Origin of the sequence: Actinomadura chibensis NBRC 106107 (assembly GCF_001552135.1) — a bacterium.
Taxonomy (GTDB): Bacteria; Actinomycetota; Actinomycetes; order Streptosporangiales; family Streptosporangiaceae; genus Spirillospora; species Spirillospora chibensis.
Window position 1 is genome coordinate 22,069 of the sequence record NZ_BCQP01000080.1, and the last position, 25,282, is coordinate 47,350.

At 73.7% G+C, this 25,282-nt stretch carries 19 protein-coding genes; 7 read left to right on the forward strand and 12 right to left on the reverse strand.

Features of this window, described 5'->3' with window-relative positions; translation table 11 throughout:
• Positions 1 to 9: 9 nt before the first annotated feature.
• The 7 genes from ACH01S_RS38185 (at position 10) to ACH01S_RS38215 (ending at position 14,705) form a co-directional block, all read left to right on the forward strand.
• Positions 10 to 1,164 carry a Kelch repeat-containing protein gene (locus tag ACH01S_RS38185; RefSeq protein WP_067904171.1) on the forward strand — a complete coding sequence of 385 codons (1,155 nt, stop codon included), beginning with the start codon at positions 10 to 12 and terminating at the stop codon, positions 1,162 to 1,164.
• Positions 1,161 to 4,346 (forward strand): hypothetical protein, encoded by a 3,186-nt coding sequence (locus ACH01S_RS38190; protein ID WP_067904232.1) that lies wholly within the window; start codon positions 1,161 to 1,163, stop codon positions 4,344 to 4,346. The genes ACH01S_RS38185 and ACH01S_RS38190 overlap by 4 nt, the downstream gene beginning before the upstream one ends.
• On the forward strand, positions 4,327 to 9,573 hold the full coding sequence (locus ACH01S_RS38195; protein ID WP_067904173.1) for a hypothetical protein: 5,247 nt from the start codon (positions 4,327 to 4,329) through the stop codon (positions 9,571 to 9,573). The genes ACH01S_RS38190 and ACH01S_RS38195 overlap by 20 nt, the downstream gene beginning before the upstream one ends.
• A complete protein-coding gene (locus tag ACH01S_RS38200; RefSeq protein ID WP_067904176.1) occupies positions 9,566 to 11,425 on the forward strand; it encodes a hypothetical protein in 1,860 nt (619 codons plus the stop codon). Before ACH01S_RS38195 ends, ACH01S_RS38200 begins: the two co-directional genes overlap by 8 nt.
• 93 nt (positions 11,426 to 11,518) lie before the next feature.
• The gene (locus ACH01S_RS38205) at positions 11,519 to 12,664 is read left to right on the forward strand and encodes a DUF8189 domain-containing protein (RefSeq protein WP_148344502.1); all 1,146 of its coding nucleotides are present in this window, start codon (positions 11,519 to 11,521) and stop codon (positions 12,662 to 12,664) included.
• Between the two features lie 277 nt (positions 12,665 to 12,941).
• Complete coding sequence (locus ACH01S_RS38210) at positions 12,942 to 13,583, forward strand: DUF4360 domain-containing protein (RefSeq protein WP_067904180.1); 642 nt, start codon at positions 12,942 to 12,944, stop codon at positions 13,581 to 13,583.
• Positions 13,584 to 13,901: 318 nt separating this feature from the next.
• Positions 13,902 to 14,705 (forward strand): alpha/beta fold hydrolase, encoded by an 804-nt coding sequence (locus tag ACH01S_RS38215; protein WP_067904184.1) that lies wholly within the window; start codon positions 13,902 to 13,904, stop codon positions 14,703 to 14,705.
• Here ACH01S_RS38215 and ACH01S_RS38220 read toward each other — a convergent pair.
• The 12 genes from ACH01S_RS38220 to ACH01S_RS38275 all read right to left on the reverse strand — a co-directional run.
• Positions 14,677 to 16,020 (reverse strand): phenylacetate--CoA ligase family protein, encoded by a 1,344-nt coding sequence (locus tag ACH01S_RS38220; RefSeq protein WP_067904188.1) that lies wholly within the window; start codon positions 16,018 to 16,020, stop codon positions 14,677 to 14,679. The genes ACH01S_RS38215 and ACH01S_RS38220 overlap by 29 nt on opposite strands.
• 26 nt (positions 16,021 to 16,046) lie before the next feature.
• Entirely contained in the window at positions 16,047 to 17,411 is a 1,365-nt protein-coding gene (locus tag ACH01S_RS38225; protein ID WP_067904191.1) for an amidase, read from the reverse strand.
• Positions 17,411 to 18,307 carry an IclR family transcriptional regulator gene (locus tag ACH01S_RS38230; RefSeq protein ID WP_067904195.1) on the reverse strand — a complete coding sequence of 299 codons (897 nt, stop codon included), beginning with the start codon at positions 18,305 to 18,307 and terminating at the stop codon, positions 17,411 to 17,413. The genes ACH01S_RS38225 and ACH01S_RS38230 overlap by 1 nt, the downstream gene beginning before the upstream one ends.
• Positions 18,289 to 19,356, reverse strand: coding sequence for an LLM class flavin-dependent oxidoreductase (locus tag ACH01S_RS38235; protein ID WP_067904198.1), 1,068 nt, complete (start codon positions 19,354 to 19,356; stop codon positions 18,289 to 18,291). The genes ACH01S_RS38230 and ACH01S_RS38235 overlap by 19 nt, the downstream gene beginning before the upstream one ends.
• Complete coding sequence (locus tag ACH01S_RS38240; protein ID WP_083981618.1) at positions 19,353 to 19,826, reverse strand: acyl-CoA thioesterase; 474 nt, start codon at positions 19,824 to 19,826, stop codon at positions 19,353 to 19,355. The genes ACH01S_RS38235 and ACH01S_RS38240 overlap by 4 nt, the downstream gene beginning before the upstream one ends.
• Entirely contained in the window at positions 19,813 to 20,043 is a 231-nt protein-coding gene (locus tag ACH01S_RS38245; protein ID WP_067904203.1) for a hypothetical protein, read from the reverse strand. The genes ACH01S_RS38240 and ACH01S_RS38245 overlap by 14 nt, the downstream gene beginning before the upstream one ends.
• 106 nt (positions 20,044 to 20,149) lie before the next feature.
• On the reverse strand, positions 20,150 to 20,992 hold the full coding sequence (locus tag ACH01S_RS38250; protein WP_067904207.1) for a VOC family protein: 843 nt from the start codon (positions 20,990 to 20,992) through the stop codon (positions 20,150 to 20,152).
• Positions 20,989 to 21,918: an alpha/beta fold hydrolase gene (locus ACH01S_RS38255; RefSeq protein WP_067904209.1), complete on the reverse strand. Its 930-nt coding sequence runs from the start codon at positions 21,916 to 21,918 to the stop codon at positions 20,989 to 20,991. The genes ACH01S_RS38250 and ACH01S_RS38255 overlap by 4 nt, the downstream gene beginning before the upstream one ends.
• A 37-nt stretch (positions 21,919 to 21,955) precedes the next feature.
• Complete coding sequence (locus tag ACH01S_RS38260) at positions 21,956 to 22,906, reverse strand: PDR/VanB family oxidoreductase (protein WP_067904212.1); 951 nt, start codon at positions 22,904 to 22,906, stop codon at positions 21,956 to 21,958.
• A gap of 12 nt (positions 22,907 to 22,918) precedes the next feature.
• Positions 22,919 to 23,797, reverse strand: coding sequence for a branched-chain amino acid ABC transporter permease (locus ACH01S_RS38265; RefSeq protein ID WP_067904216.1), 879 nt, complete (start codon positions 23,795 to 23,797; stop codon positions 22,919 to 22,921).
• On the reverse strand, positions 23,790 to 24,539 hold the full coding sequence (locus tag ACH01S_RS38270; RefSeq protein WP_067904219.1) for an ABC transporter ATP-binding protein: 750 nt from the start codon (positions 24,537 to 24,539) through the stop codon (positions 23,790 to 23,792). Before ACH01S_RS38270 ends, ACH01S_RS38265 begins: the two co-directional genes overlap by 8 nt.
• Positions 24,536 to 25,282: ABC transporter ATP-binding protein (locus tag ACH01S_RS38275; RefSeq protein WP_083981619.1), on the reverse strand; the 747-nt coding region annotated here is incomplete at its 5' end. The genes ACH01S_RS38275 and ACH01S_RS38270, both read right to left, overlap by 4 nt.

A 25,282-nucleotide genomic window follows, 5' to 3' on the forward strand; every position in this document is an offset into this window, starting at 1 on the left:
TGTGACGTGATGACCGCTGCCACGCCGGCGGCCGCCGACGCGTGGTCGTCCGCTCCGGACTACGTCGCGGCGGTGAGCTGGTCCGGCCAGCACGACGCCGCCGTGGTCCTCAAGGACGGCAAGAAGGTGCTGGTCGCGGGCGGCGCGGACGCCGCGTCCGCCGCCGTGCGGCAAAGCGCGGTGTTCGACCTGGAGCAGGGCGCCTGGTCCGCGCCCGTCCTGCTCGGCACGGCCCGGCAACTGCACGCCCTGACGCTGCTGCCGAGCGGGAAGGTGCTGGTGACCGGCGGCAGGGGCGGCCCGGGGGCGCCCGCGCTGGCGACCGCCGAGCTGTACGACCCGGAGCAGGGCACCTGGACGGCGACCGCCCGTCCGATGAACGCCGCCCGCTGGGGCCACAGCGCGGTGCTCCTGTCGAACGGGAAGGTCCTCGTCGCGGGCGGCAGTACCGCCAGGCCGGGCGGGACGGTGATGGCGGTGCGCTCGGCCGAGCTGTTCGACCCGGCGGACGGGACCTGGACGGCGGCGAAGGACATGACCGACGCCCGCACCGGGCACACGGCGGTCGCCCTCCAGGACGGCAAGAAGGTGCTGGTCTGCGGCGGCAGCGTCCCGGTCGGGACCGGCGACGACCCGGCGCTGGCGTTCTGCGAGCTCTACGACGCCGACGCCGGGACCTGGACGCCGACCGGCGGCCTGCGCCATCCGCGCAGCGCGCACACCGCGACGGCGCTGTCGGCGACCGGCGTGCTGGTCGCCGGCGGCCGCGCGCCCGGAGCGCCCGGCGACGGGAGCTTCGACCCGTTCGCCCGCGCCACCGCCGAGGTGTACGACCTGACCCAGGGGAGCTGGCAGGAGACCGCGCCGATGCCCGCCGGGCGGGCCTTCCACCGCGCGGTCCCGCTCGGCTCGGGGAAGGTCCTGGTGGTCGGCGGCGCCGACGACCTCCGCGACGAGGCCGGCTACCGCAGCGCCCTGGAGTACTCCGCCGGAGCGTGGACGAAGGTCGCGGGCCTCGCCGAGGGCCGGTGGGGCTTCGCCGCCGCGGCGTCCGGCGCGAAGGTGCTCGTCGCGGGCGGCGTGGCCCGCACCGGGCTCGCGGCCGCCGCCGGGCAGGGCGCCGAGCTGACCAGGTCGTCCGAGCGGCGCGGGAGCGGTTCGTGAGCGCGGCCGCGTACTCCTTCCTGCCCTGGCTGCGGACCGGTCTGACGACGCGGATCACCGAGCCGCCGGGCACCGCGCCCCGCGCCACGATCAACGTCCGACTGAAGCTGACCGGGGACGCGCTCAAGGACGGCGACGACCCGTCCAGCCGCCTCGTCGAGCAGCGGCTGCAGATCTACGGCCCGGGCGACGTGATCGGCGTGGACCCGCGGGCGATCTCGCGGGTCGAGCCGCTGCCGTCCATCGCCACCTTCGAGCCCAACTACCTGGCGCACATCGAGTTCTACGACGAGGTCTTCCCGTGGCGGTACAGCCCCGCCCCGCCGGACGGCGGCACGAAGCGGCTGGCGCCCTGGCTCGCCCTGATCGTGCTGGCCGGGACCGAGTTCGAGGAGCAGCCCGGCGGCGGGCCCCTGCCGTCCATCGCCGTCACCGACCCGCGCGCCCTGCAACCGGCCGCCGAGCTCGGGGCGTGGGCGCACGTCCACGTCAACGGCGAGCTGGACGTCCCGCTGGCGATCGACGATCCGGACGGCATGGGCGCGGCGCTGGCGAACCTCGGCCGGGTCCTGCGCGACGCGCCCGACAGCGCGTGCTCCCGGGTGGTCTGCCCGCGCCACCTGTCGCCGAAGACGACGTACGACGCGTTCCTGGTGCCCGCGTTCGAGACGGGACGGCGCGCCGGGCTCGGCCTCGCGCCGGGCGCGATCCCGGCGACGACGCCGAGCTGGGGCGTGCCGCAGACCGTGGCGACCGGCCGGTTGCCCTACTACCACCGCTGGTCGTTCACGACGGGCGAGGTGGGCGACTTCGAGTACCTCGTCCGGCTGCTGAAGCCGCTGGAGGCCAAGGAGCCGGTCGGCCGCCGGAACATGGACGCGCACCGCAGTCCCGGCTTCGGCCTGCCCGGCGTCACGACGCCGACGCAGCCGGACGGCGTCCTGCGGCTCGGCGGCGCCCTGCAACTGCCCGACTCCGATGAGCATCCCGACGACTGGGAGAACTGGGACAACTACTACAAGCTGCGCCCGCCGCCCGCGCCGCAGTACCCGAACCAGTGGCAGCAGGCGATGGCCGGGCTGATCAACCTGGCGGAGGCGTACCAGCACCAGGCGCCGACGGCGGCGAACGCCGCGCTGGCGCCGCACGTCTCCGACCTCGCGGCGCAGCCCGACCCGGTGATCACGCCGCCGCTGTACGGGCGCTGGCACGCGCTGACGCCGCAGCTCCTCGTCGACGGCGACGGCCACCCGGTGAGCGACGCCGTCCTGCGCGACTGGGTGCACCGGCTCAACCTCGACCCGCGGTTCCGGGTCGCCGCGCAGTTCGGGGCGCAGGTCGTCCAGAAGCGGCAGGACGAGCTCATGGACGCCGCCTGGAACCAGCTCGGCGAGGCGCAGCGGGCGAACGAGCGGATCCGGGCCGCGCAGCTCGCGCGCGAGGTCGGGAACCGCCTGCACGCCAAGCACTTCGAACCGCCCGCCGTCCCCGCGGCGCCGCTCGCCGCCGCGGCCGAGCCGCCGCCGCTGCCCTCCGCCAGGACGCTGACGCTGACCGCCCCCGCGCACGGACGGGTGGTCGAACGCGCACCCGAGGCCGTGGCGGGTGTCGCCGACCTCGGCGAGCAGTTGGCGGTCGGGTTCAAGGTCGCGCGCAGCCGGGTCGCGACGGCCCCGGTGTCCCCTGCGATGCGCCGGATCACCCGGCCGGGCTCGCGGCTGATGAGGGCGCTCGACTTCCCGGAGGCCAGGCCCGCCGAGACGCTCGTCTCGCGCATCGACGAGCTGCGGGCCACGGCCGCGTCCCCGAAGGGCACCCCGGCGGCCGTCGTCACGCCCGCCGAGCTGGACGCGCGGCTCCCGCCGAAGCCGTCCGGCGACCCGGTCGACGTCCTCGCCCTCAACCCGCTGTTCGAGCTGCGCGAGTACGGCGAGACCGCCACCACTCCGGTCGGGGACCACGACAGCGCGGAGGCCGCCGCGTTCAAGGGCGCGCTGCGCGAGCTCTACTCCGGCTGGGACGACGCGGCGACGGGCGGCCACGTCGAGGACCCGCCGAAGCTGGGCGTGGTCGACGCGACCACCGACATGGTGACCGGCCTGCGCTCGGACAAGACCGTCGTGGACAACCTGATCGCCTCGATGGACCTGCCGGAGCGGCTGCGTCCGGTGAGCGGCGCGCTGACCGAGCTGACCGAGGTCATGGCCTACCCGGTGTTCGACATGCCGATGTACGAAGACCTGCTGAAGATGTCGGTGGACACGTTCGTGCCGAACCTGGGGCTGATCCCGCCGAACTCGATCACCCTGCTGGAGAACAACCGGCGGTTCATCGAGTCGTACCTGGTCGGGCTCAACCACGAGATGGCGCGGGAGATGCTCTGGCGCGAATTCCCGACCGACATGCGCGGCACGCCGTTCCGGCAGTTCTGGGACCCGCGGGCGGCGCTGCCCCAGCCGGACGAATCCCCGTCGCAACGGCGCGAACGGCTCTACGACATCCCGCCGATCCACAAGTGGAGCACCGCCACTCCGCTGGGCGGGAACAGCCGCCGGAAGAACGATCTCGTGCTGCTGATCCGGGGCGAGCTGCTGAAGAAGTATCCGAACGCGGCGATCTACGCGCACAAGGCCGTCTGGCCCGTCGTGCGGGGCGTGCCCGACACCAGCGGCGAGCGCGAGCCGGCGCCGCTCCCGGAGAACCTCCCCCCGCCGCCGGACCTGGTCAAGCTGCCCATCTACGAGGCCAAGGTCGAGCCGGACGTCTACCTGCTCGGCTTCGACCTCGACGCCGACGAGGCGCGCGGCCGGGGCGGCGACCTCGGCTGGTTCTTCGTGATCAAGGAGCGGCCGGGCGAGCCGCGGTTCGGCGTGGACGAGGCGCAGCCCGGCGGCCCGGTCCCCGTCGAGGTGTGGAACGACCTGACCTGGGACGGCGTGGACCCGCACGACCGGCACCGCTTCATCCAGTTCGACGCCGACATCAAGGTCGAGCTCGCCGAGTTCAACGGCGACGAGGACGACCAGGAGAAGGCGGAGCAGCGCCGGGACGACGAAAAGATCCTCGTGGGCTGGCGGTCCGACATCAGCTCGGCGGACGTCGCCTACATCCTCTTCCAGGCACCGGTCCTCGTGGCCGTACACGCGCAGGAGATGCTGCCGGATGCCCGTCCTAAGCCTTGACTTCCCGGTGCTGCTCGGCCCGGTCCGCGTGGAGACGCGGTTCACCCGGACCGAGTTGCTCGTCCGGGTGTTCCCCGACGAGTGGGCGATCGACAAGTTCGAGCCCCGTCCCACCCGCGCCGAACTCGCCGCGCTGGACGCCTACTGGACCGGCGTCTGGGCGTCCGGCGGTTCGGAGGTGGGGGAGCGGGCCGCCTGGCACGAGCTGGTCGCCCGCGTCCCGGCCGGGCGCGCGGGATGGCTGCTGCAGGGGCACCGTCCGGCCAACCCGGCGGACCGTCCGACCGGGGTGCCGCCGACGACGACCGTGCTGGTGATCGTCAGCGCCGCGCCGCCCGCCGCGAACGACCGCCAGCCCGCCGTGACGTACTGGACGGCCGTCTGGCGCGCGCACGGCGACCGCGCCAAGTTGCGCGACGCCGACGTCGCGCTGCTCGCGGCGGTCGGGAAGACGCGGGCCGACGCGATCCGGGCCCGCCGTCCACAGGGTGTGGACAGCGCACCCGTCACCGGTGGCGACGACGTCGTGGTGTCGTTCCTCGTGCTGCCGCCGCCCGCCGCCGACCAGATCGCGCCGCAATCCTGGACTGTCGCCGCGAAGGCGACGCTGCTGCCCGACCGGTTCGTCGCGTTCGGGTACGTGAACGGCGCGCAGGTGTTCGCCGAGCCCGGCGGCCCGGTGCGGCCGGAGCTCGCGGTCAGCCCGGACCCGGGCGAGACGGCGGCGAACCAGCTCAGGATCGACGAGACCACGGGCGCGCTGACCGTGCCGCCCGCGCTGCGCTGGCTGACCGACTTCACCGAGGCCGTCGACGCCGGGATGGGGATCCGGATCCCCCTCCAGGCCGCGTTCCAGAACGGCGTCGACCGGCTCGTCGTGCTGGGCCTGCGCGAGCAGGCGACGCCGGAGCAGTCCGCGACGGCGCTCGGCGCCCTGCTCACCCGCCAGCTCCGCAGCCCGGCCGGGTTCAGCCTGCTGCCGCAGGGCACGCCGACGAACAACACCGAGCAGGCCCCGGCCGGTCAGGACGCCAAGGCCGAGGCCGAGGCGGGGCTCGCCACGGCGGCCGGGTTCGCCGCAACGGCCGCCGACTGGACGACGAAGACCGACGGCGAGTGGTTCGCCGAGCTGCTCGGCCTCGACCCGGCGGTGCTGGCCGGGGTGCCGAACGCCGAGGGCGCCGACCGGCGCGACGCGCGGGCCGCGCACACCGCGCTGTGGCCCGCGACCTGGGGCTACTACCTCGGGTCGCTGCTCAACGGCGTGCTCACCGACGATCAGATCGCGCAGACCAGGGCGTTCTTCGTCCAGCACGTGTCCGGACGCGGCCCGCTCTCCGCCGTGAAGATCGGCCGCCAGCCGTACGGCATCCTGCCGACGACCGTGTTCTCCCGGCTGGCCTGGCCGGACACGGCGAAGCACCGCAGGGCGCTGAACGCCGTCCTGGCGGAGGCGGCGAAGGACTGGCACGGCGCGCTCGCCCACGTCGCCCACCTGGACGGGACGAGCGACGACCCGCACCAGGCGCTGCTGGACATCCTGGCGCTGCACCCCACGTCGGCCGAGTTCCACCAGCGGTACGCGCAGAGCGTCGAGGACATCTTCAACCGCGAGAACCTCCGCGCCCTCGGCCCCCAGGTGAAGGACGCGCTGGAACGGCAGTTGGCCATGCCGCAGCCGATCCGCGCGCTGCTCGCCCGGTTGGGCCGTCCGACGAGCGACCCGGCGGCCGACCCCGACCTGCTGCGGCGGCTGTTCACCGACGTCCACCACCCGCTGCTGGCGCCGCTGGTGGACGACCGCCCGCTGTCGGAGACCGACCCGATCCGCGCCTACACCGGCGACCGCCGCAACTACCTGAGCTGGCTCGCCGACAACGCCCGCGACGACCTGGACAAGGTGCGCGAGGAGAAGGGCTTCCTCGACGACCTGCCGCCGTCCGCGCTGCTGTACCTGCTGGCGCGGCACGCGGTGCTGCTCGGCTGGGCGGAGGCCGCGAGGCGGCTCGCCCTCGCCACGCCGGGCGTCGCGGCGCCCGACCCGCGGGACGCGCCGTTCGTCCACGTCAAGATCCCGAGGCCCGGCCAGACGATCCCGAGCGAGAGCCGGTACCGCACGCTGTACTCGACCGACCCGGCGATGACCGGCGGGCAGTCCGTGCTGGTCCACGAGTACATCCGCACGGTGCTCGGCACCCACCCGGCCACCGCCGAACTCGACGAGCAGATCAGGGCGCTCGGCCTGCTCGCCGGGCTGCCCACCGCGCGGCTGGAGCGGGTCCTCGCCGAGCACGTCGACTGCGCCACCTACCGGCTGGACGCCTGGCGGCTCGGCCTGGCGAACGAGCGGCTGGCCGAACTGCGGTACGGCCCCGGCGGCACGGACGCACCGCGGCGCGGCGTCCATCTCGGCGCGTACGGCTGGCTGGAGAACGTTGCCCGGCGGACGAGCGGCGAGACCGCCCCCGTCACGCCGCCCGCCGACCTCGCGACCGTGTTCGGCACCGCGCCGATCCCGGTCGACCCGGCCAACGGCGGCTACGTCCACACGCCGTCGCCCGCGCACGCCCGCACGGCCGCCGTCCTGCGCGCCGGATACCTCGCCAACAGGACGCCGGACACGAGCGCGTTCGCGGTGAACCTCAGCTCCGAGCGCGTCCGGCTCGCCCTCACGATCCTGGACGGGATGCGCCAGGGCCAGTCGCTCGGCGCGCTGCTCGGCTACCGCTTCGAGCGCGGCCTGCACGACCGCCGTGCCGGCCTCGACCGGTACATCGCCGGGCTCCGGCTGAAGTTCCCGCTCCGCGCCAACAAGATCGAGGAGACCGTCCCGGCGCCGGACGACCCCGCCCGCCCCCGCCGCGTCGAGCAGGTCGAGGCCCGCAACGTGATCGACGGGCTGGCGCTGCTAAGGCACGTGGACGCGCTGCCCGAAGCCGACCGGCACTACCCGTTCGGCTTCACGGACCTGCGACCGGCCGACGCGGACGTGGCCGGCGACATCGGCAAGGAGATCGACGCGCTCCGCGACGTGCGCGACGCGCTCGCCGACCTCGCCGTGGCCGAGGGCACCCACCAGGCGTTGCAGGGCCACCCCGAACGCGCCTCGGCGACGCTGGACGCGTACGCGAAGGAGGGCGTCGCGCCGGAGCCGTCCGTCGTGGAGACCCCGCGCAGCGGCACCACCCTGACGCACCGCCTCGGCCTCCAGCTCATGGCGGGCCGTCCGCCCGGCCGGGGCGCGCCGCGCGGCATGGCCGAGCCGGGGGTGAACGCGTGGCTGCCCGCCGTCCTGCCGAACCCCACGGCGGTGGCCGCGCTGGTGACCTGGCGGGACCCGGACGACGGCACGAAGAAGCAGCGGCTCGTCACCCAGCAGGAGACCGGGCTGGAGCCCATCGACCTGCTCTGGGCGCTGCGCCCGGCCGACGAGGCCGCGATGACCGACCTGGACGACCGGATCCTCGGCGTCGTGGTCGACCAGTCGAAACCGCGCCCGGACGTCGAGCTGACGATCGAGTACACCACCCGGATCTCCGACCAGAACGGCCCGGGATTCGCCGGGAAGATCGGCTTCTTCGAGCTGTCCCCGCTGGTCGCGGCGCTGCGGACGCTGCTGACGAGCGCGCGGCCGCTGCGTCCGAGCGACCTCGTCCCGGCCGCCGGGAGCGCGCCGCTCGACCGGTCCGCCGACGACGCGGTGTCGCTGCCCCGGGAACGTCCGGCCGAGGTCTTGAAGGCCCTGACCGGGCTGCGCGACGACGTCACCGGCTTCATCTCCGACCTCGGGGCCCTCTACCCCGACGGCGCGGACCCGGACCGGGCCGCGCTGGTCGGCGGGATCGACACGTTCCTCACCCGGTACGCGAAGCTGGCCGTGGCGGCGGGCGGGTTCGGCCTGGTACGTAGCGGCTGGGGCGAGCTGGCGCAGTGGCGGCGCGGGGTGTTCGCCGCCGTCCTGGCCGCCGTCGCCGAGGTCGCCGACCGGATGGCCCGCGCGCTCGCCGCCGCCGACGCGCTGCTCGACCAGTACGACCACCTGCCGGCGTCCACGCCCGCCGAGGAGCGGTTCAAGATCCTGCAGCAGGCCGAGGGGCTGCTCACCACCAAGCCGGGCCCGCGTCCGGCGACCCCGCGCGAGCTGCGCGACCGGGTCGGCCGCCTGCGCGCCCGCTTCGCCGACCGCCTCCAGGACGTGAAGCGGATCGCCAAGACCAAGAAGACCACGCTGAGCGGCCTGCTCGCCGAGGTCGCGGCGCTGCTGCCGCTCACCGACGTCGACCCGGCCGGGCTGGACCTCGCGCCGTACGGGGACCAGGTCGTCGCGTACGGCAGGGAGCTGCTCGCCCGCGCCGGGAAGCTGAAGGACGAGCTGTCCGAACGCGCCGACGCGGCGACCAAGGCGCTGGCCGTCTACGACAAGGCGATCCCCGGCCCCGACCGGGTGCAGGCCGCGGTCGACGCGCTCAAGGCGCTGCTCGGCGAGGACGTGCTGGCCGTGCCCCAGTTCACCCCGCCCGGCCCGCTCCTCCAGCAGTGGAGCAAGGCGCGCAACGACGGCGACAGGCTCGTCGCGCACCTCACGCCCGCCCGCGACTTCCCGGTCGACGACTGGCTGCACGGCATGGCCCGCGTCCGGGAGAAGCCGCGGCTGTGGGAGAAGGCCGTGATGCTCGCGAGCGGGCTGCTCGGACCCGGCGGGCTGCTCGGCGTCCTCGGCTGGAAGGAGCCGCCGCTGACCCCGGTCCAGTTCCCCTACGTCGCGGGCGACCACTGGCTCGCCCTGGAGTTCGCGAAGGACCCGAACCTGCCCGACCAGCTCGCCGAGGACCGGCTGCTGTTCACCGCGCACTACACCGCCCCGCTCGTCGGCGACCAGTGCGGGCTGGTGTTCGACGAATGGACCGAGGTGATCCCGGCCGAGCGCGAGACCACCGGCATCGCGGTCCACTACGACGGGCCGGACGCCGAACCGCCGCAGGCGATGCTCCTCGTCGTCCCGCCGGTGCGCGACCCTGCCGGGCGCTGGACGCCCGCCGACCTGCTCGACGCGATCACCGAGACGTTCGACCTGGCGAAGACCCGGGCCGTCGAGCCGGGGCACCTCGACGGGACGCCGTACGCGCACCTGCTCCCGGCCACGGTGATGTCGGCGACCCGGCGGCAGATCACCGTCAGCACCGATCTCGCGATCGCCAACCTGCGCTGGAAGGCCGTCCATGAGTGAGCCGAACCCCGTCCCCCTGACGTTCGCCGACGAGCTGGCCCGGCGCCTGCACCCGACCGTGGGCGTGTGGAACCGGCTGGAGGGACGCCCGCGCACCACCGACTTCGAGCGGGCGCTGCGCGTCGAGGTCCGCGACCCGCTGTGGATGCTCACCCGGCAGTGGCAGCTCGGCGAGTTCCGCGGGACGGACGGCGGCTCCCCGGTCACCGCCACCTACTCGGTCGGCCCGTCCCGGCCCAGCAGGTTCCGGCCGTCCGGCGGCCCGCCCGAGGACCTGCCGACCGACCGGCCGCTGGAGACGGTGGCCGAGCGGCGGCCGCTGCCGTTCGCGTTCGGCGCCGAGGAGATCGCCTTCGACCTCCGCCTCATGATCGGCCACCGGTGGCTGAAGCTGCTCGGCAAGAACAACCTGCTGGGGCTCGACCTCTTCCGCTTCGAAAAGCAGTACGTCGACAAGTACCCCATCGAACTGCCGGACGCCGAGCACCCCCGGGAAGAGGACACCGCCCGGCTCGCGCACCCCGAGGTGTGGGCGACGATGCAGACGATCGCCGGACGCCGGATGGACGGCTACCTCCTCTACCGGCACGTCAAGGACGGCGGGAACGCCGCCGACGGCATCAACGGGCTGCTGCACCGCACCACGCTCAACAACCTCGGCACGCGGCTCGTCGCCTGGTTCGACGCGCTGATCGACCAGCCCGCGGGGATCACCGCCGACCGTCCGGACGGGGACGCCGCCTGGGACCCGCGCCGCCTCGAACACCGCTTCTCCGTCTCCGCCTCGGTGCCCGGCGGCGCCGAGAAGGTCGTCACGGCGCAGGAGTACCCCGGCGGCGAACTCGACTGGCACGCCTTCTCCGTCGACCCCGGCGCCCCGCTCGGCGGGACGAGGCCGCCCGAGAAGACGCTCAGCCGGACGGTCTTCCCGGCCCCGGTCCGCTACTCGGGCATGCCGCTGCCGCGCTGGTGGGCGATCGAGGACGGGCGCACCAACTTCGCCGCCGTCCGCCCGGACAGCACCGACCTCGCGCGGCTGGTCTTCCTCGAATTCGCGCTGGTGTTCAGCAACGACTGGTACCAGTTGCCCTGCGACCTGCCCGCGGGCACCATCAACAAGATCCGCGGCCTCGTCGTCACGGACGTGTTCGGCGAGAAGCTCTGGATCACCCCCGCCGGGGCGGGCGACGACGAGGACCGGCGCCGCTGGTCGATGTTCACCCTGGACACCATCGGCTCCGCGCACGTCCCCGCGGACACCGACCTGCTGCTGCCGCCGAGCGTCCCGAAGGTCGCCGAGGGCCCGCCGCTGGAGGAGGTCCTGCTGATCCGGGACGAGAACGCCAACCTGGTCTGGGGCATCGAGCAGACCGTGCGGATGCCGACCGGCGAACCGCGCCGGGGCGGCGAGGCCGCCGCCGAGGCCCTCCGCTTCCGCCGCCGCCACGCGCCGCCTTCGCCGCCCGCCGACCCGCCGCGCGCCCCGATCTCCTACCAGGCGATGAACACGATCCCCGAGCACTGGATCCCGTTCATCCCGGTGCACGTCCCGGGCGACAACCGGGAGATCCAGCTCCAGCGCGCGGCGATGCCCGGCGTCGTGGACGGCAGGCCCGTCCCGGCCCGCACCACCCTGCTTCGCCACGGCTTCGACGCGGGAAAGCAGTACTTCGTGAACGAGGAGGAGGTGCCGCAGGCGGGCACCCGCCTGTCGGTCGCCTTCAACCGCACCCGCTGGCGGGACGGCCGCGTCGTCCTGTGGCTCAGCGCCCGGCGCGGCGTGGGCCGGGGCGAGGGCTCCAGCGGCCTCCGCTTCGACACCCTGACCGACACCCCGCCCCCGACCGGATAGCGCCGCCCGCCGCCGAGCACCGGCGGCTCGATCATCCAGGAGCCCCTCGACGGCGAATAGGAGTCACTTCCGATGCGATGAGGGGACTCCCTGATGCAACGTTCCTCCTGGCTCCGCAGAACCGTAAGGGCGGGTGTCGCGCTGGCCGCCGTGACCGGCGTGCTGCCCCTCGCCCTGCCCGCCGCGGGCGCCGTGCCCGCAGCGGGCGCCGTGGCGGCGCCTCCCGCTTACGCCGCCGACCTGCCCAACCTGAGCACGCCCCAGGTCGCCTACGACCGGCTCGCCAACCAGACGGCGCGGGGGGTGGCCGTGCGCGGCGCCGACGGCGCGCTGCTCTACGCCGCGCGCTCGGGCTCGGGCTTCACCGCCCTGCAGTCGCTCGGCGGGTTCATCGTCGGCGATCCGTCCGCGGTGGCCACGTCCGACGGCACCGACCTGTTCGTGCGCGGCGGCGACAACCAGGTCTACGCCAACCACGTCGCGCCCTCCGGCGCCGTCACCGGCTACTCGGTGGTGTCCGGCATCACCGTCACCGGGGAGGTCGAGTCGATCGTCCCGGCGGACGAACCGGCCGGGACCGTGCGGATCTTCGCCCGCGGCCCGGAAGGCGCGGTGTGGACCAACGTCCGCCGCAACGGCGCCTGGGCCGGGTGGAGCAGCCTGGGCGGGTTCATCACCAGCGACATCACCGCGGGACGGCTGATCAGCACCATCGGCGGCAACGTCCGCATCTTCGTCCGCGGCGGGGACGACCGCGTCTACCTCAACCAGATCAGCCCGACCGGCGCCTCCGGTTTCCAGGCGGTCGACAACATGCGCGTCACCAGTGACATCGCGATCCGGGACAGCGACCCGATCAACGCGCTGGAGATCTTCGCCCGCGGCGAGGACAACCGGGTCTACACCCGCGACCTGTTCACCATCGGCGCCCCCTGGAAACCGCTGGACGGCGTGACCGCCACCAGCGACATCGCCGTCACCTCCCGGGCGCTGTACGTCCGGGGCGGCGACAACGCCGTCTACGTCAACCCCCAGAACTCCGGCACCGGGGCCTACCTCGGATTCCAGCGCGTCGACGGACCGGTCACCGGCAACCCGGCGGCCTTCACCCTCCAGCCCAACGGGGGCCCGACGACCCAGTACCTGCTGGCCCGCCAGCCCGCCGGCACGCTCGCCTTCACCACGGGCGGCCCGCCGTTCGGCGGCTACACCCAGGTCTCCGGCCCGGTCATCGACTAGGACACCCCGCCCCGCCGTCGTGACGGCGGCGGGGCACGCCCTCTCCGCCGCCCGCGAGCCCACCCTTCTAAAGCGCTGGGACGGCTGGGGCCGGCGGGACGCGTGTGAGCACGCCGCCAGGAAGCCCGCGGCGCGGTTGTTGAACAGTTGTCAAGACAGAAAATGCGTTGAAAAAGACGAAGTTGATCCGCTTCTGAGTGGGGCATACCGTCGCAAATGGCCGGAGCGGCCGACAGGGTCGCGACGGAAAACCCCGATTCAATTGGAAACCATATCCATGATGAATGCGAAGCGCACGGCGATCGTGCTGGCGGGCGTCCTCGGCCTGCCCGTCCTGACGGCCACCTCCGCGACCGCGGCCCCCGCCGCCGCGCCGGACGGTGTCAGCATCGACGTGGTCACCGTCAACGGCTCCGGCTGCCGGCCCGGGACGTGGTCGGTGGACCTCTCCGACGACCGGACCGCCTTCACCGTCTCCTACAGCGACTTCGTCGCCTCGGCCGGCGGCGCCGCGCCGCCGACGGACTCCCGGAAGAACTGCCAGATCAACCTGCGGGTCAACGCCCCGAGCGACTACACCTACGGCATCACCGGCCTCGACCACGAGGGCTACGCCAGGCTGCGGGAGGGGGCGTCCGGCACGCAGCTGACGAACGTCTACTTCCAGGGAGACCCGACGACCCGGCAGATCGGCAACCACCAGCTGCAGGGCTGGTACCGCGGCAGATGGGAGTTCCAGGACAGGATCACCCCGCAGCAGGCGGTCTACAAGAACTGCGGCGAGGAGCGCAACCTCAACATCAACACCGAAGTCCGGGTGGACGCGGGAAGCTCCGACGACGCCAGGCCGAGCTACCTGTCGATGGACTCCACCCACGGCAGCGCGAAATATCTCTTCGCCTGGAAACGCTGTTCGTAAATGCTCGGCTAAGTCGATAATCCACCGGACGGCGGAGAATTCCGGCTGACCTTCCCGGGCGTGTTTCGGCGGTTTCGGCGCCGGTCGCGCTCGCGGGTGGAGCCGCCGGACGGCGGTGGTGCGCCGGGCCGGGGCATCCGGCGGCGGATCGGCGCCGGTGCCCGGCCCGGCGAGACAGCGCTCCGAGCCCGGCACGTCGCCCGCGGACCCGGACCGACCACGCCGTTCCCGCGGTGTTGTCGATGCCGCAAGGCCCTTTGACGGGTGGGCTGGTCGCTCTACCAGACTGGTCTGTCCGGGCGGGGAGGGACGGGCCTTATGCGAATCGACGTGGACGTCGTGCGGGTCGACGACATCGCGGTCGGCTACCGGCATGCCGGGAGCGGCCGGAGCGGAGTGCCGTGGGTGTTCGTGCACGGCCTGGGGGAGGACTCCGCGTCCTGGGCGGCGCAGCTGAGCGTGATCGGGGAGACCCGGCCCGCGTTCGCGGTCGACGTCCGGGGCCACGGGCGCACCCGGCTCGGGCGCGCGGACGGCACGCTGCGGCAGTTGGCCGACGACCTGCTCGGCTTTCTCCGGACCGTCGGTCCGAGCGTGTGCGTGGGCTTCTCGATGGGCGGCGCGGTCGTCCTGGCGGCCGCCGCCCGGGAGCCGGAGCTGGTCGAACACGTCGTGCCCGTCTGCACGTCGAGCGTCGTCGGCCGCCGGGCCGCCGAGCGCTTCCGGACGCGCGCGGACGGCATCGAGGCCGGGGGAGCGGAGTTCGCGCGCGCGAGCCTGTCCGAGAACCTCACCGCCAACGTGCCGGACCGGCCGCCGGCCGGGTGGGCGGAGCAGCTCGCCTCCCGGCTCGCGGCGATCGGCGACGGGAAGGGCTACGCCAACGGCGCTCGGGCGATGGCCTCCATGCACGAGGACCCGCTCACCCCCCGGTTGGCGGGCGTCAGGGCGCCGGTGGACGTCTTCGTCGGTGAGCGCGACACGTCGTGCCCGTGGCGGGCCGGGGAGATCATCGCCGGGGCGGTGTCCGACGGGCGGTGCCACCTGCTGCCGGGGGTCGGGCATTTCGTCAACATCGAGCGGCCCGACGTCCTCACCGGCGCGCTGACGAGCCTCCGTTGACGTGCCCCCGGCCCTGATCCGGGCCGCCCACCAGGTCGAACACGCGCTTGACCTTCCCCGTTCCGGCCACGCCGGTCTTCTCGACGATCTCCGCGTCGTCCATGAACTCCACGAGGAAACGCACGTTCAGCGTCCGCTGCAAGGTCGTGGCGAGGCCGTCGCCCGCCGAGGGCGCGACCGCGTTGGGGAGCTTGACCGCGAGCACCGAGCCCCGCTCCGGGTGTTCGCGGTGTTCGAGGAAGAAGTCGACGGGGGCGCCCAGGCTGGACGTCAGGACGTCCTCCACCGAGGAGGCCCAGATCGTCTGGCCGTGGAACCGCACGGCGTCGTCGACCCGGCCCTGGATCGGCAGGATCCGCACGGAGGTCTCGCCGCAGGGGCACGGTTCGCGCGTGAGGGCGGCCCGGTCGCCGGTGCGGAACCGGATCCGCGGGCTGGACGGCCGCAGCCACGAGGTGACCACCAGTTCGCCGTACTCGCCGTCGCCGACCGGCCGCCGCCGCTCGTCGAGTATCTCGGGGACGACGCCGCTGGTGACGTGCATGCCGAGCGCGCCGTGCCGGGCGCTGCTGGCCGCGCACTCGGCGGCGACCCAGCTCAGGTCCGTCGACGCGAAGTTCATGACGACCGGCGCGTGCCAGGCGTCCTCCAGGTGGCGGCGGTTCTCGGCGCTCAGGGCCTCGCCGTTGGTGAGGAGGAGGCGGACGCTGGAGGCGCGCGTGTCGAACCCCAGCTCGCGCGCCCTGCGGGTGAGGTAGGTCAGGTACGAGCCCGCTCCCTGCAGCACGGTCGCGCCGACGGTCTGGACCACGTCGAGCAGTTTCTCGGCCGGGGTGACCTTGCCGCTGCTGAGCGGCAGGACGGTCGCGCCCACCGCCCGGGCGGCCTGGACGCACGACCACGCGCCGCGCGGCAGGCCGAAGGTCAGCGTGATCGCGCATATGTCGCCGGAATGGATGCCCATCAGCTCCATGTGCTCCCGGTAGACCTGCTCCATTCGCGGGAGGTCCGTGCGGGGGACGGGGAAGATGCGCGGTTTGCCGGTCGTTCCGGTGCTGGAGTGGACGAACGCCAGATCGGCGAGGGCCTCCTCGACGTAGAGGTCCCCGAACGGCGGGCGCGCCGCGATGGAGGCGCGCAGTTCCGCGACGGACCAGGTCGGCCACTCCTGGAGGTCGGGCGCCTCGGCGGGCACGCGTCCGGCCGTCTCGCTCCACAGGCGCGCGTAGAACGGCACGTCGCGCAGGGCCGTCGTCAGCGCGGCACGCAGGCCGTGGGGGGTGTTCGGTCGGTGTCCGTGGCTCGACTGTCCCATCGGGCGTCTCCCTTGTTCCGTGCCGGTCACAGCGACCGGGTGAGTTTCTCCGCCATGGCGAGGACTCCCGCGTCGTCCCCGAACCGGCCGATGATCTGCATGGCCCGCGGCAGGCCCGACCGGTAGGCGCCGAAGGGGACGGAGACCGCGGGGAGTCCGGCGAGGTTGAGCAGCGCCAGCCGTGGGAATTGCGGCGGGGCCGTGCTCTCCGTGAGGCGGGGCGCTTCGGGCGCCACCACGGAGAACGCGTAGTCGTAGGCGGTGAGCGCCTGCCTCAGCGCGAGGCCGCGCCCGCGTTCCGCGCTGGTCGCGTGCAGGTATTCGACGGCGCTCTGGGTCCGTCCGGCCTCGTAGATCGGGCGGGCGTAGTCGGTGAGTTCGTCGGCGGCGGCGAAGAAGTCCGGTGAGAGCCTCAGCGCGGCCGCGACGTGCTCGGCGGCGTACGGCCAGACCCGCGCGGGGGTCGGCGGCGGGACGAGCCGGTCCCACCGGAGCCGGTCGAGGGCGCCGAAGGCGTCCCGCAGGAAGTCGGCCAGCTCCCGCGCCAGCGCGGCCTCCTCCTCCGACGCCTCCGCTTCCTCGGTGATGAAGCCGACCCGCAGGCCGTCCGTGCCGCTGCTGAGCGCGCGCTCGAACTCCTCGTCGGCCAGCGGGCCCAGCCCGCTGGCGGGATCGCGCCAGTCGGGGCCGCCGAGGGTCTTCGTCAGCTCCCAGGCGTCGCGCGCGTCCCGCGTGATCGGCCCGGGGTGCGAGCGGGTCGGCGCGGCGTTCCAGTCCTGCACCCACGGGAGGCGCCGGAAGGACGGCTTGAACCCGGTCAGGCCCTGGTAGGCGGCGGGGATCCGGATCGAGCCGGCGGAGTCGGTGCCGATGGCGGCGGCGCACATCCCGGCGGCCACCGACGCCGCGGCCCCGCCGCTGGACCCGCCGCAGCTCCGGGCGGGGTCGAGCGGGTTGCGGCCCGGACCGGTGAGCCGGTTGCGGACGTCCGTGCGGAGCGCGAACTCGGACGTGTTGGTCTTGCCGATGATGATCGCCCCGTGCCTCCGCAGGCGCTCGGCGAGCACGCTGTCGGGCCGCCGGTTGTGCCGGAACACCGCCGACCCGTAGGTGGTGGGCATCCCGGAGACCTCGATGGTGTCCTTCACCGAGACCGGCAGGCCGAGCAGGGCCGGACGGGGACCGGCGGCCCGCCACGCCTTCGTCGCCGTCTCCGCCTCGGCCAGCGCGCGGTCGCGGTCCACCGCGAGGAAGGCGTGGATCGTCCCGTCGTGCGCGTCGACGCGGTCCAGCGCCCGCGCGACCGCCGCCAGGGGGGTGTCCTCGCCGCCGCGGAAGCGCTCCCGCAGTTGCAGCAGCGTGGGTTCGTCCGGCAGGTGGACGCCGCTCATCAGGCCGTGCTCCGGCGCCTCGGCGCGGCCCCCCGCCCACCGGCGGCGCGTTCGGCGAACAGCAGCGAGGTGATGTGCTTGCCCGCCAGCACCACCTCGCGGGCGACCAGGTCGTGCCGGTCACGCAGGGACGCCGTCCTGCCGGAGAGGCCGATGGCGAGCACCGGCGAGCCGACGCCGTCGTGGACGGGCGCCGCCACGGACGTCGTCCCGCGCTGGAGTTCGTCGACGGTGACGCAGTAGCCCTGCCGGCGGACGTCCGCCAGCCGGGCGCGGACCTCCTCGTAGGAACGGGGTGCGTTGGGCCCGGCGCCGGCGTAGGTCGCGTCCGCCAAAAGGGCCTCGACGGCCTCGTCGTCGAGGCCCGACATCAGCGCCCGCCCGGAGGCCGTGCAGTAGATCGGCACGACCCCGCCCGGAAGCACCCCGCCGGCCCGCTCGTTGACGATGATCTGACCGCCCCGGGGACGCGAGGTGTAGAGCGTGAGCACCTCGTGCCCGGACAGGACGGCCAGCCAGCAGGTCTGCCCCGTCCGGGAGGCCAGCGTGCGGACGACCGGCCCGGCGATGGAGACCATCTGCCGCCCGCTGACCCGCAGGGAGAACGCGTACACGAGCCAGCCCAGGGAGTACCGCTGCGTCTCGGCGTCCCGGGTCACCATCCCGTACTCGCCGAGGACCTTCAGCACCCGCGACGCCTGGCTCTTGTCGCAGGGCAGGATGTTGGCGAGTTCGGTGACGCTGAGGGACTCGTGCAGCGACAGGTGCCACAGCGCCGCTATCCCGCGGCGCAGCGTGTTCTGGTCCGCCGGGACGGCGGTGGTGAGCAGGCTCGACAGCCCGAGCCGCGGCCCCGGACGGGCCGGATCGCCGCCGGTCATCGCCGTTCGGGCCATTCCGCGAGAACCGGCGCGACTTCCTTGCCGAGCAGCCGGAGGCATTCCAGGTGCTGTTCGTGGGTCGCGCCGTCGAAGAGGACGTCGACCTCGTCCACGCCGAGGTCGTACATCCGCCGCGCCGCCGCGACGCAGTCCGCCGGGCTCCCGAACATGCTCGGGCTCTCATTGATGATCATGTCGAGGTCGTCCTTGAACACCCGGGCCCGGTCGAAGGAGACGGAGGAACCCGTCTTGCGCACCATCTGCTCGTACATCTCGACCGTGCGGTTGACGTAGCCGACCACGTAGTCGCCGGCCTGGCGCCTGGCCTCGGCCATCGACTCCGCGCAGTGCCCGTTGACGAGGATCGCGACCCGGTCGAGCCGCACGAGCCCGGGCGGCGTGTCGGCGCCGGTCGCCGCCTCGAACGCCTCGCGGTAGCGCGCGACCCGGCGCTCGGCCTGGTCCCAGTGGATGCCGTTGCCGCCGGTGAGGAGCCCGAGGCCGAGCCTGCCCGCGGTCGCGTGGGAGCCGGGGCTGGTCGCCGCCCAGTAGATCATCGGGTGCGGCCGGTTGACGGGCTTCGGCACGACGGCGACCGGAGCGATCGTGTGGAACCTGCCGTCGTAGGACAGGACCGGACGCGTCCAGGCCCGGAGGATGACGTCGAGGTCCTCCAGGGTCCGGGGCTCGGTCTCCGGCACCGGGACGCCGAACGCCTCGGCCGTCAGCGGGGTGTTCCCGCGCCCGATGCCGAACTCCATGCGCCCGTCCGCCAGGACGTCGATCGCCGCCCAGCGCTCCGCCACGTTGAGCGGATGGTGCAGCGGCGTGATCACGACGCCGGGACGGATGACGATCCGCGACGTCTCCCGCGCGATCGCCGCCATGATCACGTCGATCGGGCCGGTGACGTTCGTCGGGAACTTGAAGTGCTGCTCGGAGATGCTGAACGAGTGCAGGCCCGCCTCGTCGGCGACGGCCGCCTCCGCCACGATCTCCCGGATCCGCCGGGCGGGGTCCCCGTGCCCGCCCACGAACCCCTGGGTGGCGACACCGAGCTTCACGGGCGCTCCTCCTTCGTCCGGTCGGCGGTCAGCCCGTGCCGCGCGGCCGCGGACCGGAGGTCGCGCAGCCACTGCCCGGCGCGCGGCTTCGTCCCGTCGCGGCTCACCGCGACGCCGGTCAGCTCGACGGTGGCGCGCACGCCGCCGTCGGGCCCGGCGATCCGGGTGGTCGTCGTGAACGAGCGGTCGCCGACCCGGGACACGAACGTCCGGACGACGACGAGGTCGCCCAGCCGGAGCGCGCCGTAGTGGTTGATCACCTGGCGGACCATCGGGTAGTGCACGTCGGCGCGGCCGAGTTCCTCGATCGGACGCCCCGCCGCGCGGAACAGGTTCTCCATGCCGACCTGCGCCCACTGGACGGGATGGCCGATGTAGACGACGCCCGCGGCGTCGGTGTGGTGCATCGAGACGCGGCTCGTGTACTCGTCGACGTGGCTCGGCGCGGAATCGACGTCAGAAAGTGTCATGGTGCGGAGTCCAGTCCATGGGCGCGAAGTCGGATTCGCTGATCACTTCGCCGCCCGGGTCGGGCAGCGGCGGGTTGTGTCCGGGGGAGATGCCGACCGTCGGGGCGTGCCGCCGAAAGACGATCTCGCCTTTTTCGTCGTCGCGGTACATGGCGGTGCCCCAGACCGCTTCGCCATGTATTCGCGCCTTGCCGGTTCGGAACATCGCTTTCCACATTTTCCGGTCACCTTCGGGAAATCGGTCGGGCTTTTCCTTTTGACTCTGCCGAATTCGCCGGGGCCCGGGCAACGCGGCTTGCGGTCCCTGCAACCCGGCGGCCATCTCAGCCGGTGACGGGCCGGTGCCCCCAACTGCTGAACGGCCTGCCGACCCGCCGTACGGCCCAGTCGGGGCCGACGCGCATTCCGCCGAACCCGATCTCCATTTCCCAGCCGGACGGTGTCCTGGCGTAGAAGGAGACGAGGTCGTCGATCGCGTGCCGCCCGAGCGTCTTGGTCACCAGGCCGCGTTTCATGGCCTCGTCGAGACTCCGCCCGACCTGCTCCAGGTCGAGTGCCTGCAAAAGGACGTGATGCAGTTCCCCGCGCTGCCATTGCATGAGCGCCGCGGAATGGTGGCGCGCGTTGCACCGCAGGAAGGAGAACGCGTCGGGCATGACGTCGGTGACGCGGAAGCCGAGGACGCCGCAGAAGAAGTCGACGGCCTTGGCCAGGTCGGTGACCCCGAGCGCCACGTGGCCGAGCCCGAGCTCCCCGGTCACGAAACCGACGCCGGGACGGCTGAAGGCCACCGGCTCCGCGGCGACCGAGGCGCCGAGGCACACCTCGTGCCGGAGCCCGTCCGGGTCGGTGAACCGCAGCAGGTCGATGACCTCGCGGTCCGCGGTCTCGGCCGTCGTGCCGCGCTCGACGGTGACCCCGGCCTCCTCCAGCGCGATCCGGCACTCCAGCAGGTCGGCGGCCGTGGCGACCTCCCATCCGAGCCACGCGGGGGCGTCCTCGGCGGCGGCGCGGAGGTCGAGCCGGTAGGACCGCTCGTCCAGGCGCAGCTTCAGGCGGTCGCCGTCGCGGACCGGCGCGAGGCCGAGGACGGCGGTCGCGAACTCCTCCCACGCGTCGAGGTCCCGGGCGTTGACGGCCAGATGGGAAAGGGCCTTGACCCTCATGCGTGCTGCTCCTTCGAGGGGGTGTCGAGGGTTCCGTCCAGGAAGCCGATGACGGCGCGGTCGTGCTCCAGCGGGCACTCCCACTGGGGCCAGTGCGCGGCGTCCTCGATGAGCCGGAACCGCGCGTGCGGGATGAGCCCGGCGATCCGGCGGCCGGTGTCCGGGCCGTGGCCGGGGTTGTGCTCCGTCCAGAGCACCAGGGTCTCGGCGGCGACGTCGGGGAGGCGGGCCTCGGCGATCTCGGCGCGGGCGCCGGAGCCGAACCCGAAGGAGTTGTCGGCGATCCGCAGCCGCGCCTCGCGTCCGGTGGGCTCGGTCATCATGAAATAGCGCAGTTCCACCAGTTCGTCGGTGACGAGGGCCGGGTCGGCGACCAGCCATTCGAGGCGGCGCCGCACCTTCTCCCGCGACGGGTTCCGGAGGGCGTCCAGGCTGCGCGCGCGCAGCGCCTCCCGGCCGCCCGCCACGTCCTCCGCGACGCTCCCGGCCTCCCAGCGGATCCCGGCCGTGGTGTTGAGCACGAGCTTGCCGACCCGGTCGGGATGGTGAAGGGCGAGCCACAGGCAGACCCATCCGCCGAGGGACTCGCCTTCGAAATGGGCCTTCTCGATGCCTTCCGAATCGAGGAGGTCGAGGATCTGGCGGACGTAGGCGGGCACCATGTCGGGCTCGAAGGCGGGCTTGCTCGACAGCCCGTGCCACAGCAGGTCGACCGCCATCGCCCGGTAGCCCGCCCCGCCGAGGCGCCGCACGTTGCGCGCATAGGACTCCGCGTGGCCGCCGTTGCCGTGCAGCAGGACCAGCGGAGGGCCGTCGCCGCTCTCGATGGCCCGGGTCCGGTAGCGGTCCCCGAGGAAACCGACCCGTGTTCCGAGCAGCGCCAGCCACAGCGAGCCGGAGGGTCCCTCGGCCGCGTTCACTGTCATCGACTTTCCTTCCGGCGGAGTTCGTGATCGTTGGATGTCACAGCCCGATGACCAGGCGCCGGCTCTTCGCCCTGGAGACGCAGATCATCATGGAGTTCCCGGCGCGCCGCTCGTCGTCGTCGAGGACCAGGTCGCGGTGGTCGGGGACGCCCTCGACGACCGGGACCTCGCACGTCCCGCAGATGCCCTCGCGGCAGGAGAACGGCGCCGCGACGTTCGCCTCCTCCAGCGCCTCCAGGACCGACTTGCCCGGCGGGACCTTCACCTCCGCGCCGGAGACCTGGGCCACCACCACGAAGACGTCCGCCTCGCCCTCCGCCGCCGGGGCCTCGGCGGCCTTCGGCGCGACGAAGCGCTCGTAGTGCAGGGAGCCCTCCGGCCAGGCGGCGGCGCATCTGTCCTGGACGGCCCGCAGGAGCGGCTCGGGGCCGCAGCAGTACACGGCCGCGTCGCCGGCCGGCCGCCCGAGCGCGGCGTCCAGGTCGATGGACTCGCCGCGGTCGGCCGCGAACAGCCGGACGCGGCCCGGGCCGAGGGCGGACAGCTCGTCCACGAAGGCCATGGACGAGGCGGCGCGCCCGCCGTACCACAGGCGCCAGTCCAGGCCCCGGCGTTCGGCCTCGCGGACCATCGGCAGGATCGGGGTGATGCCGACGCCGCCCGCCACGAACTCGACCCGGGCCGACGGCGTGAAGGGGAAGCGGTTGCGCGGCCCGCCGATCTCAAGCCGGGCGCCGACGCGCAGCTCCTCGTGGACGAAGCGGGACCCGCCACGGCTCTCCGGCTCGCGCAGGACGGCCACCCTGTAGTGGGTCCGGTCGTCCACCTCCCCGCACAGGGAGTAATGGCGGACGAGGCCCGTGGGAAGGCGCACCTCGACATGGGCCCCGGGCTCCCAGGCGGGCAGCTCCGCCCCGTCCGGATCGACGAGCGTCAGCGAGACCACGGAGTCGGACTCCCAGCGGATCTGCTTGACCAAAAGTCGCATGGCGGCCCGGCCTCAGCCTGTCCCGGGCAGGAGGTCGAGGCGGCCGGACGGCCGGACGACCTTGGCCAGCAGCACGGCCAGCAGCAGGGACAGCACGACGACGTCGCGGTAGTCGGACGAGACGTAACCCGCGACGTAGCCCTCGATGGAGGCGACCGCCAGGGCTCCGGCGGGCGCCCACGCGAAGTCGCCGAGGCCCACCACCGCGATCGCCATGAACGCCTTCAGCGCCACGAAGTCGCCGCCGGCGTAGGTGACCGGGATCAGCGGGGCGATCAGCACCCCGGCCAGGGCGGCCAGCGCCCCGGCCGCCGTGTAGGCGATCGTGCGCTGCCGCGGCACGTCGATGCCGATCCCGCGGGCGCCCTCGGGGTTGTCGGCGCACGCGCGCATCGCGCGGCCCCGGTCGGTGCGCCGGAAGAAGAGCTGCGACGCGACGGTCCCGGCGATCGCGACCGCGATGACGCACACCGCCTGCGGGGTCACCGGCACCGGTCCGACCGGCACCGGATCGCCGGGCAGCAGGGCGGGCGGTTTCACCGGGTCGACGCCGAACCAGTGCCGCGCGGCCTCCATCAGCACCATCGAGACGCCGATGGTGGCGATGATCTGCACGACGACGCGGTCCCCGGCGGGCCGCAGCAGCAGGCGCTCCACCACGAGGGCGATCGCCGCCACCGCCGCGACGGCGAGGAGGGCGGCGACGGCCGCCGGGAGGCCCCACCCGGCGGCGAGCTGGAAGCTCAGCATGCCGCCGAACATGTAGAGCCCGCCGATCGCCAGGTTGAGCAGTCCGGAGACGGCGATGTTGAGGTTCCAGCCCTGGCCGATCAGCAGGTAGACGGCCGCGAGCGTGACATTGGCGAGGGTGAGCTGCAGGAACTCAGCCATGGTGGCTCCCCGGTTCCATCGCGGTCTCCAGGTAGGCGCTGTCGATGTGGCGTTCCGCGGCCTCGTCGCGGGCGTCCGCCGCGTACACGACCCGGCCGCGCTGGAGGACGACGCACCGGTCGCTGATCTCCAGGACGGGCCGGATCTTCTGCTCGGCGAGGACCACCGAGCGTCCCTCGTCGGCGAGCCCGCGGATCAGGACGAGGAGCTCCGACCAGACCTTCGGCGCGAGGCCCATGGACGGCTCGTCCAGCAGCAGCAGGCGAGGTCCCGCGACGAGCGTGCGCGCGAGGGAGAGCATCTGCTGCTGCCCGCCGGACAGCCGTCCGGCCGGGACGCCCAGCTTCGCCGCGAGGTCCGGGAACGGTTCGAGCGCGGCGTCGACGGCCGCGCGCAGCGCCGCGCCGCGCACGCCCGCGGCGCGGCCGCCGAGCCGCAGGTTGTCGCCGACGGTCATCGTGGCGAACAGCCCCCGGCCCTCGGGCACGAGTCCCATGCCCAGCGCGATCCGCTGCGCCACGGGCATCCGGGTGACCGGGACGCCGTCGAACCGGACGGTCCCGGCGGCGGCGGGCAGGAGGCCGAGGATGGTCTTGAGCAGCGTGGTCTTGCCCGCCCCGTTCGCTCCGGCGACGGCGGTCACGGTCCCCGCCCGCGCGGCGAACGTCACGCCGTGCAGCACGGTCATGTCGCGGTAGCCCGCCGACACGCCTTCGACCCGCAGCAACGCGTCGGCCGTCATGACACCTCCCGCTCCGGCAGCGACCCGAGGTAGGACTCGCGGACGGACTCCAGCCGGATCACCTCGTCGGGCCTGCCCGCGGCCATGAGCCGCCCCTGGTCCAGCACGACGAGCTCGTCGGCGAGCGACAGCACGAACGGGATGGCGTGCTCGACGAGGACGACGGTCGTGCCCCGCGCCCTGAGCGTCCGGACGACCTGGCACAGCGCCTCGCCCTCGGACCGGCTGAGGCCGGAGAAGGGCTCGTCGAGCAGGGCGAGCCGCCGGGCGCTCACCAGCAGCCGGGCGAGTTCGACCAGGCGCCGCTCGCCGAAGGTCAGCGAGCCGGTCGGCTTGGCGAGCAGGTGCCCGGCGCCCGCGTCCGCCGCCGCCGCGGCGGCGAGGGCGAGCCGGTCGCCGCGCGGGACGGCGGCCCCGGCCGCGACCGAGGCGTCGATCCCCAGCTGGATGTTCTCGATGACCGAGAGCCCGGTGATGATCCGCGACTGCTGGTAGGTGCGCACCAGGCCGAGCCGGGCGCGGCGGTACGCCGAGAGCCCGGTGACGTCGCGGCCGTCCAGGCGGACGGCGCCCTTGCTCGCGCGCACCTCGCCGGCGATGAGGTTGAGGAGGGTCGTCTTGCCGGCGCCGTTCGGACCGATCAGGCCGACCACGGTGCCCGGTTCGATCCGCAGGTCGACGTCCCGCACGGCGTGCAGCGAGCCGAACGACCGGCACAGGCCCGCCGTCGTGAGGCTCGCGCC

Bases quoted from the DNA above. Each gene is read 5' to 3' on its own strand.
- ACH01S_RS38185 (WP_067904171.1), top strand. From the start codon at position 10: ATGACCGCTGCCACGCCGGCGGCCGCCGACGCGTGGTCGTCCGCTCCG.
- ACH01S_RS38205 (WP_148344502.1), top strand. From the start codon at position 11,519: ATGCAACGTTCCTCCTGGCTCCGCAGAACCGTAAGGGCGGGTGTCGCG.
- ACH01S_RS38265 (WP_067904216.1), bottom strand. From the start codon at position 23,797: ATGGCTGAGTTCCTGCAGCTCACCCTCGCCAATGTCACGCTCGCGGCC.
- ACH01S_RS38225 (WP_067904191.1), bottom strand. From the start codon at position 17,411: ATGAGCGGCGTCCACCTGCCGGACGAACCCACGCTGCTGCAACTGCGG.
- ACH01S_RS38270 (WP_067904219.1), bottom strand. From the start codon at position 24,539: ATGACGGCCGACGCGTTGCTGCGGGTCGAAGGCGTGTCGGCGGGCTAC.
- ACH01S_RS38240 (WP_083981618.1), bottom strand. From the start codon at position 19,826: ATGACACTTTCTGACGTCGATTCCGCGCCGAGCCACGTCGACGAGTAC.
- ACH01S_RS38255 (WP_067904209.1), bottom strand. From the start codon at position 21,918: ATGACAGTGAACGCGGCCGAGGGACCCTCCGGCTCGCTGTGGCTGGCG.
- ACH01S_RS38250 (WP_067904207.1), bottom strand. From the start codon at position 20,992: ATGAGGGTCAAGGCCCTTTCCCATCTGGCCGTCAACGCCCGGGACCTC.
- ACH01S_RS38195 (WP_067904173.1), top strand. From the start codon at position 4,327: ATGCCCGTCCTAAGCCTTGACTTCCCGGTGCTGCTCGGCCCGGTCCGC.
- ACH01S_RS38245 (WP_067904203.1), bottom strand. From the start codon at position 20,043: ATGTGGAAAGCGATGTTCCGAACCGGCAAGGCGCGAATACATGGCGAA.
- ACH01S_RS38215 (WP_067904184.1), top strand. From the start codon at position 13,902: ATGCGAATCGACGTGGACGTCGTGCGGGTCGACGACATCGCGGTCGGC.
- ACH01S_RS38260 (WP_067904212.1), bottom strand. From the start codon at position 22,906: ATGCGACTTTTGGTCAAGCAGATCCGCTGGGAGTCCGACTCCGTGGTC.
- ACH01S_RS38230 (WP_067904195.1), bottom strand. From the start codon at position 18,307: ATGGCCCGAACGGCGATGACCGGCGGCGATCCGGCCCGTCCGGGGCCG.
- ACH01S_RS38210 (WP_067904180.1), top strand. From the start codon at position 12,942: ATGATGAATGCGAAGCGCACGGCGATCGTGCTGGCGGGCGTCCTCGGC.
- ACH01S_RS38200 (WP_067904176.1), top strand. From the start codon at position 9,566: ATGAGTGAGCCGAACCCCGTCCCCCTGACGTTCGCCGACGAGCTGGCC.
- ACH01S_RS38220 (WP_067904188.1), bottom strand. From the start codon at position 16,020: ATGGGACAGTCGAGCCACGGACACCGACCGAACACCCCCCACGGCCTG.